This window comes from Novosphingobium sp. 11B (genome assembly GCF_054589055.1).
Map to the genome: position 1 here is coordinate 59,525 of NZ_BAAILP010000120.1, position 6,693 is coordinate 66,217.

Annotated in this window: 6 protein-coding genes; 4 read left to right on the forward strand and 2 right to left on the reverse strand. The window is 69.2% G+C overall.

Features of this window, described 5'->3' with window-relative positions; translation table 11 throughout:
• Nucleotides 1–279, reverse strand: a 279-nt coding sequence (locus ACYPYD_RS11430; protein WP_459663219.1) for a GNAT family N-acetyltransferase, incomplete at its 3' end; no start/stop codon positions are given.
• Between the two features lie 61 nt (nucleotides 280–340).
• On the opposite strand from ACYPYD_RS11430, the gene ACYPYD_RS11435 reads away from it, so the two are divergent.
• On the forward strand, nucleotides 341–1,336 hold the full coding sequence (locus ACYPYD_RS11435; RefSeq protein ID WP_459663231.1) for a threonine aldolase family protein: 996 nt from the start codon (nucleotides 341–343) through the stop codon (nucleotides 1,334–1,336).
• The gene (locus ACYPYD_RS11440; RefSeq protein WP_459663221.1) at nucleotides 1,333–2,241 is read left to right on the forward strand and encodes a DMT family transporter; all 909 of its coding nucleotides are present in this window, start codon (nucleotides 1,333–1,335) and stop codon (nucleotides 2,239–2,241) included. The genes ACYPYD_RS11435 and ACYPYD_RS11440 overlap by 4 nt, the downstream gene beginning before the upstream one ends.
• Here ACYPYD_RS11440 and ACYPYD_RS11445 read toward each other — a convergent pair.
• Complete coding sequence (locus tag ACYPYD_RS11445) at nucleotides 2,206–3,021, reverse strand: Rossmann-fold NAD(P)-binding domain-containing protein (protein ID WP_459663223.1); 816 nt, start codon at nucleotides 3,019–3,021, stop codon at nucleotides 2,206–2,208. The genes ACYPYD_RS11440 and ACYPYD_RS11445 overlap by 36 nt on opposite strands.
• A gap of 171 nt (nucleotides 3,022–3,192) precedes the next feature.
• Between ACYPYD_RS11445 and pepN the strand changes: the two genes are divergently transcribed.
• Complete coding sequence (pepN, locus tag ACYPYD_RS11450; protein WP_459663225.1) at nucleotides 3,193–5,859, forward strand: aminopeptidase N; 2,667 nt, start codon at nucleotides 3,193–3,195, stop codon at nucleotides 5,857–5,859.
• Complete coding sequence (gene pgeF / locus ACYPYD_RS11455; RefSeq protein WP_069708783.1) at nucleotides 5,852–6,622, forward strand: peptidoglycan editing factor PgeF; 771 nt, start codon at nucleotides 5,852–5,854, stop codon at nucleotides 6,620–6,622. The genes pepN and pgeF overlap by 8 nt, the downstream gene beginning before the upstream one ends.
• Nucleotides 6,623–6,693: the final 71 nt, after the last annotated feature.

Sequence of the window (6,693 nt, forward strand, 5' to 3'; positions counted from 1 at the left end):
GTCCGCCCATTCCGGATGCCGCTTGAACGCCACCGCGACGTAGCTGCACGCCGGCTCGATCTTGAAGTGGTTCTCGCGTGCATCGGCGACCATCGCCTCGACCAGCCGCATCGCGACGCCGCGCCCGCCGATCGCCTCGGGGACCAGTGTGTGATCGGCAGAGCGCACCAGGCCGCGTTCGGTCCATGTCAGGCGGCCGATATGCTCGCTGTCCGCGACGTGGGCGTGGTACTCTCCGGCCGAGCCGAACTCGTGCTTGGTAATGGTGACGCCGACCATGGGGCGGTTCTCCTCGTTGCGCGCTTGACGGGGCGTGCGCGCGCTCACAGGGCATATGGCCATGCAGTTCACGTCCGACAATGCCGCCGCCGTCCATCCCGCCGTCTGGAAGGCGATGATGGCCGCCGATGCGCCCGACGCGCCCTATGACAACGACGCGCTGAGCCAGCGCCTCGACGCCACGTTCTCGGCGCTGTTCAGGCGCGAGTGCGCGGTGCTGTGGGTGGCGAGCGGGACCGCCGCCAACTGCCTTGCCCTCGCCGCCATGGTGCCACCGCACGGCGCCGTCGTCTGCCACCGCGAGGCGCATATCGAGATGGACGAGGCGGGCGCGCCGGGCTTCTTCCTTCACGGCGCCAAGCTGCTGCTGGCGGACGGGGCCAGCGCCAAGGTCACGCCGGAAACCCTCGCCGCCGTGATCGATCCGATCCGCGACGACGTCCATCAGGTCCAGCCCCATGCGATCTCGATCACGCAGGCGAGCGAGTACGGCTGCGTCTACCGTCCCGAGGAAGTCGCCGCGATCGCCGCTTTCGCGAAGGCGCGCGGCCTTGGCCTGCACATGGACGGCGCGCGTTTCGCCAATGCGACGGCGTATCTGGGCTGCTCTCCCGCCGAGGCCGCAGGCGCGGTCGATGCGCTGAGCTTCGGCTTCGTCAAGAACGGCGGCATGGGCGCGGAGGCCATCGTCTTCTTCGACGTCGAGGCCGCGCGCACGATCCGCTACCGCCGCAAGCGCGCCGGGCACCTGCAGTCCAAGGGCCGCTTCATGGCCGCGCAGATCCTCGCGATGCTGGAGGGCGACTTGTGGCTGGGCAACGCGCGCGCCGCCAATGCCGCCGCCGCCGAAATCGCCGCTGCCGCGCCGGGCCGCCTGCTCCATCCGGTAGAGGCCAACGAGATCTTCCTCACCTGCACCGCCGCCGAGCGCGAGGCGCTGCGTGCGCAAGGCTTCGCCTTCTACGACTGGGGCGCCGATGCCGCGCGGCTGGTGACGTCGTGGGATGCGAAGGACGCGCATGTCTCCGCCCTCGCCAGGGCATTGGCCGGGCTGTGACCGAGGCGCAGGAGCCCGCTTCCCGAGGCAAGGTGATCTTCGCCTTCCTCGTCGTTACCGCGATCTGGGGCTCGACCTGGCTGGTGATCAAGGATCAGGTCGGATCGGTGCCGCCGACATGGTCGATCACGTACCGCTTCGCGCTGGCGGGCGCGGGAATGCTGGCGCTGGCGCTGCTGCGGCGCGACAGCCTGCGCCTTTCGCGGCAGGGGATGGGGCTGGCGCTGCTGGTCGGGCTGAGCCAGTTCGTGTGCAACTTCCAGTTCGTCTACCAGGCCGAGATCCACCTGACCTCGGGGCTGGTCGCCGTCTGCTACGCGCTGCTGATGCTGCCCAATGCGGTGCTGGCGCGGATATTCCTCGGCCAGAAGGTGACGCCGGGCTTCGTCGCGGGCTCTCTGGTGGCGATCGTCGGGATCGCGCTGCTGATGGTCCACGAATACCGCAGCGCCCCGCCCGAGGGCCGCGTCGCGCTCGGCGTGCTGATGACTTGCGCGGGCATCCTCAGCGCCTCCACCGCCAACATCCTGCAGGGCACGAGCGTCGGCCGCGCGCAGCCGATGGTGCCGATGCTGGCATGGGCGATGCTGCTGGGCGCCGCGATCGACGCCTGCTGGAGCCTCGCCACCGTCGGCGCGCCGGTGATGGAGACGCGCTGGGAATACCTCGCCGGGATCGCCTACCTGGCGATCGCCGGATCGGTGGTGACCTTCCCGCTCTACTTCATGCTGATCCGCGAACTCGGGCCTGGCCGCGCGGCCTACAACGGCGTTGCGGTGCCGGTGGTGGCGATGGGGCTCTCGACGCTGTTCGAAGGCTATCGATGGACCGGCCTTGCGGTCGGCGGCGCGGTGCTGGCGCTGGCGGGGCTAGTGATCGCGCTGGCGGCGCGCAAGCGCGGCTAGGCCCTCGACATAAGTGGGGTAGCGCGGCCGCCAACCGAGCACGCGCTTGGCCCTACCGTTCGCGACGCGCCGGTTCTCCGCGTAGAACGCCCGCGCCATGGGTGACAGCTCAGCCTCCTCCAGCGATTGCAGCGGCGGCAGCGGAGCCCCGGTAAGGCGGCAGGCTTCCTCCACCAGCCGGTTCTGCGCGCAGGGCAGGTCGTCGGCGAGGTTGTAGGCGCCCGGCTCCGCCTCGATCCCGGCCAGCACCCCGGCCGCGATGTCCTCGACATGGACGCGGCTGAAGACCTGATCGGGCATGTCGATCCGATGCGCGCGGCCCAGCGCCAGCCGTTCCAGTATCGAGCGGCCGGGGCCGTAGATCCCCGGAAGGCGATAGACCCGCGCGCCCAGCGCCAGCCATGCCGCATCGGCTTCGGCCCGCGCCGTGCGGCGGCCGGTGCCGACCCCGGAGACTGTGGGCGCGCTCTCGTCCACCCACGCGCCGCCGGTGTCGCCGTAGATGCCGGTGGAGGACAAGTACGACAGCGCCTTGCCCCTTAGCGCATCGCCATAGCGCTCGAGCACGAAGTCCAGCGGCTCGCCCCGCCCCTCGCGTCCCGGCGGGACCGAGGAGAGCACGTGATCGGCATCCGCCAGAGCAAGGCGCACACTGCCTTCGTCATCGAAGGCGAGCGTGCCTACGCTGCCGGTCGAGACCACTTCCCACCCGTGCGCCTCGAACAGCGAGGCGATGAAACCGGCGGTATAGCCGAGACCGAAGATGAACAGGCGGCGCATGGTCCATAGCTAGCGAAGGTAGCGCGCGATGCCCACCCCGCTGCGACTAACTCAGCCTGCGGCTTCGCAAGTCTCGCTTCCCTCCCGCTTGCGGGAGGGGTTGGGGGTGGGCGGATCGCCAATGACGAATCCCCCGCTGGCAATCGGCCGCCGAGCCTCTAAGTAACAGGCATGGACATCGCCAGCAGACCCTCCGAGCCCGCCGAGAACACTCAAGTGGCGGATGCCGCGCCGCCGCCCGCCGCGCCTCCGGTGATCCGGCGCGAGGATTACCTGCCGCCCGCATGGCTGGTGCCTGAGGTCGCGCTGGATTTCCGCCTCGGCCTCGACGCCACGAAGGTCACCGCGACGCTCTCGGTCGCGCGCAATCCCGCAGGAAACGGCGCTTCGACGCTGCGCCTCAATGGCGACCAGATCGCCCCGCTGGCGGTCCGGGTGGACGGGCTCGACGTCAACGACTGGCGCCTCGACGGTTCCGATCTGCTCGTCGAACTGAACGGCGAGGCGCATGAGGTCGAGGTCGAAACCGCGCTCAATCCCGCCGCGAACAGCCAGCTCATGGGCCTCTATGCCTCGAACGGGATGCTCTGCACCCAGTGCGAGGCGGAGGGTTTCCGCCGCATCACCTTCTTCCCCGACCGGCCCGACGTGCTCTCCACCTACACGGTGCGGATGAGCGGCGAAAAGGCGCAGTTCCCCATCCTCCTCGCCAATGGCAACTGCACCGCCAGCGGCGAGGGCGAGGACGGCACCCCCGATGGCTGGCACTGGGCCGAGTGGCACGATCCCTGGCCCAAGCCGAGCTACCTCTTCGCGCTGGTGGCGGGAGACCTCGTCGCCAATCACGCGGAATTCACCACCATGGGCGGCCGCAAGGTCGACCTCAACATCTGGGTCCGCCCGGGTGACGAGGACCGCACCCAGCATGCAATGGATTCCCTCGTCAATTCCATGAAGTGGGACGAAGAAGCGTTCGGGCGCGAGTACGATCTGGACTTGTTCAACATCGTCGCCGTGTCCGATTTCAACATGGGCGCGATGGAGAACAAGGGCCTCAACGTCTTCAACACGCGCTATGTCCTGGCCGATCCCGAGACCGCGACCGACGGCGATTACGATGCCGTCGAAGGCGTGATCGGGCACGAATACTTCCACAACTGGTCGGGCAACCGCGTGACCTGCCGCGACTGGTTCCAGCTGAGCCTCAAGGAAGGCTTCACCGTCCTGCGCGACCAGCTGTTCAGCGCCGACATGGGCAGCGAGGCGGTCAAGCGGATCGAGGATGTGCGCGTCCTGCGCATCGCCCAGTTCCCCGAGGATTCCGGCCCGCTGGCGCACCCGATCCGGCCGGATTCATTCCAGGAAATCAGCAACTTCTACACCGCGACGATCTACAACAAGGGCGCCGAGGTGATCCGCATGATGCGCACCATGGCGGGCCTCGAACGGTTCCGCCAGGGCACCGACCTCTACTTCGAGCGCCACGATGGCGAGGCCGCGACCTGCGAGGATTTCGTCAAGGCGATCGAGAACGGCGCCGGGCTGGACCTGACGCAGTTCCGCCTGTGGTACTCGCAGGCCGGCACGCCGCAGGTTGCTGCCGAGATGGCACACACCGGCACCCAAACGGTACTTAGGCTCACCCAGACCGTCCCCGCCACCCCCGGACAGCCCGAAAAGCAGGCCATGCCCATCCCCTTGCGCGTCGCCCTGTTCGACCGCGACACCGGCGCGCATTCGGGCGAGCAGTTGATCGTCCTCGACAAGGACAGCGACACGTTCACCTTCGACGGTTTCGCGAAGCCGCCGGTGCTGTCGATCAATCGCGGCTTCTCCGCTCCGGTCGCGATCGAGTTCGAACGCGACAGCGCCGACCTCGTGTTCCTCGCCGCGCATGACGACGATCCCTTCGCCCGCTACGAGGCGATGCAGGGCCTCGTCGTCCAGCATCTCGTCGCCGCCGTCTCTGGCAAGCTCGATTATGCCGCGCGCGCCGAGGGGCGCGCGGCGATCGGCGAGGCTTACGGTTCGGTGATCGCCGACCCGGCGCTCGACGACCTGATGCGTGGCGAGCTGATGATCCTGCCCGCCGAGACCTACCTTGCCGAGCAGCTCCCCGTCTCCGACCCCGGCGCGATCCATGCCGAGCGCGAGGCGCTGAAGGCATGGCTGGGCCGCGAACTCGCCGGTCCGCTTAAGGCGCTCCACGACCGCGCCGTCGCCGTGCCCTATTCGCGCGAGGCGGCCGCGCGCGGTGCCCGCAAGATCAAGACGCAGGCGCTGGTGCTGATCGCGTGTGGCGACCCGGCCGAGGGCGCTAGCCGTGCCTTCGCGCAGTACCAGGCGGCCGACAACATGACCGACCGTCAGGGCGCGCTCATGGTCCTCGCCAGCCTCGACGCGCCCGAGCGCGAGACGGCTCTGGCCGACTTCCATGACCGTTACGAAGGCAATGCCCTCGTCATCGACAAGTGGTTCTCGCTGCAGGCGGGCGCGCTCAACCCGAAAGTGCTGGAGCACATCGCGGCGCTGGCGCAGCACCCCGACTTCACCATGACCAACCCCAACCGCGTGCGCGCGCTCTACATGGCGGCGGCGGCGAACCCCAAGGCGTTCCACGACGCCAGCGGCGAGGGCTACCGCATGATCGGCGACCTGATCCGCCGTCTTGATCCGATCAACGCGCAGACGGCGGCGCGCTTCGTGCCCTCGCTCGGCCGTTGGCGCCGGATCGAGCCGGTGCGCGCGGCGATGATGTGCGCCGAACTGGAGCGCATCGCGGCGCTGCCCGAGCTTTCGCGCGACGTGCGCGAGCAGGTGTCGAAGTCCCTTGGCTGAGCCGGTCGAAGTCAACCGCGCCACTCTGCTCGAAGGTGTCTCCCACGGCTTCCTCGGCCGCCGGGGCGGGGTAAGCGAGGGCGAAGTCGCGGGCCTCAACGTCGGGCGCGGTTCGGGCGATGATCTCGACATCGTCGAACGCAACCGCACGCGGGCGGCCGAAGCGGTGCTGCCCGGCGCGCGGCTGGTCACGGTCTATCAGGTCCACTCGGCCGACTGCGCGGTGCTGGGCGGGGAACCATGGTCCGAGGAAGACCGCCCCAAGGCCGACGCCATCGTCACCGACCGGCCCGGCGCGGTGCTGGGCATCCTCACCGCCGACTGCGCGCCGGTGCTCTTCGCCGACCGCGAGGCAGGCGTGATCGGCGCGGCCCATGCCGGCTGGCGCGGGGCGCTGGGCGGCGTCACCGATGCCACCATCGCCGCGATGGAGGCCCTCGGCGCCCGGCGGGAAAGCATCGTCGCGGCGGTGGGGCCGTGCATCGCGCAGGATTCCTACGAGGTGGACGCAGCGTTCCGCGAGCGCTTCCTCGCCGACGACCTGCCCAATGCGCGGTTCTTCCAGGAAGGGCGGCCCGAGCATTTCCAGTTCGACCTCGAAGGCTACGTGCTATGCCGGTTGCGCCTCGCCGGGATCGCGCATCCCGAGGGTCTGCGGCTGGATACTTATGCCGAGCCCGAGCGGTTCTACTCCTTCCGCCGCGCCACCCATCGCGGGGAACTGAGCTACGGGCGGCAGATTTCGCTGATCGGGCTGGGCTGAGGGCTCGGCGCGTCGCCCTCATTCGTCATTGCGAGCGCAGCGAAGCAATCCAGGGTAGCGTGATACTGCCC

Excerpts from the sequence above, each read along its gene's own strand:
- ACYPYD_RS11435 (WP_459663231.1), top strand. The coding sequence starts at position 341 with ATGCAGTTCACGTCCGACAATGCCGCCGCCGTCCATCCCGCCGTCTGG.
- ACYPYD_RS11445 (WP_459663223.1), bottom strand. The coding sequence starts at position 3,021 with ATGCGCCGCCTGTTCATCTTCGGTCTCGGCTATACCGCCGGTTTCATC.
- pepN (WP_459663225.1), top strand. The coding sequence starts at position 3,193 with ATGGACATCGCCAGCAGACCCTCCGAGCCCGCCGAGAACACTCAAGTG.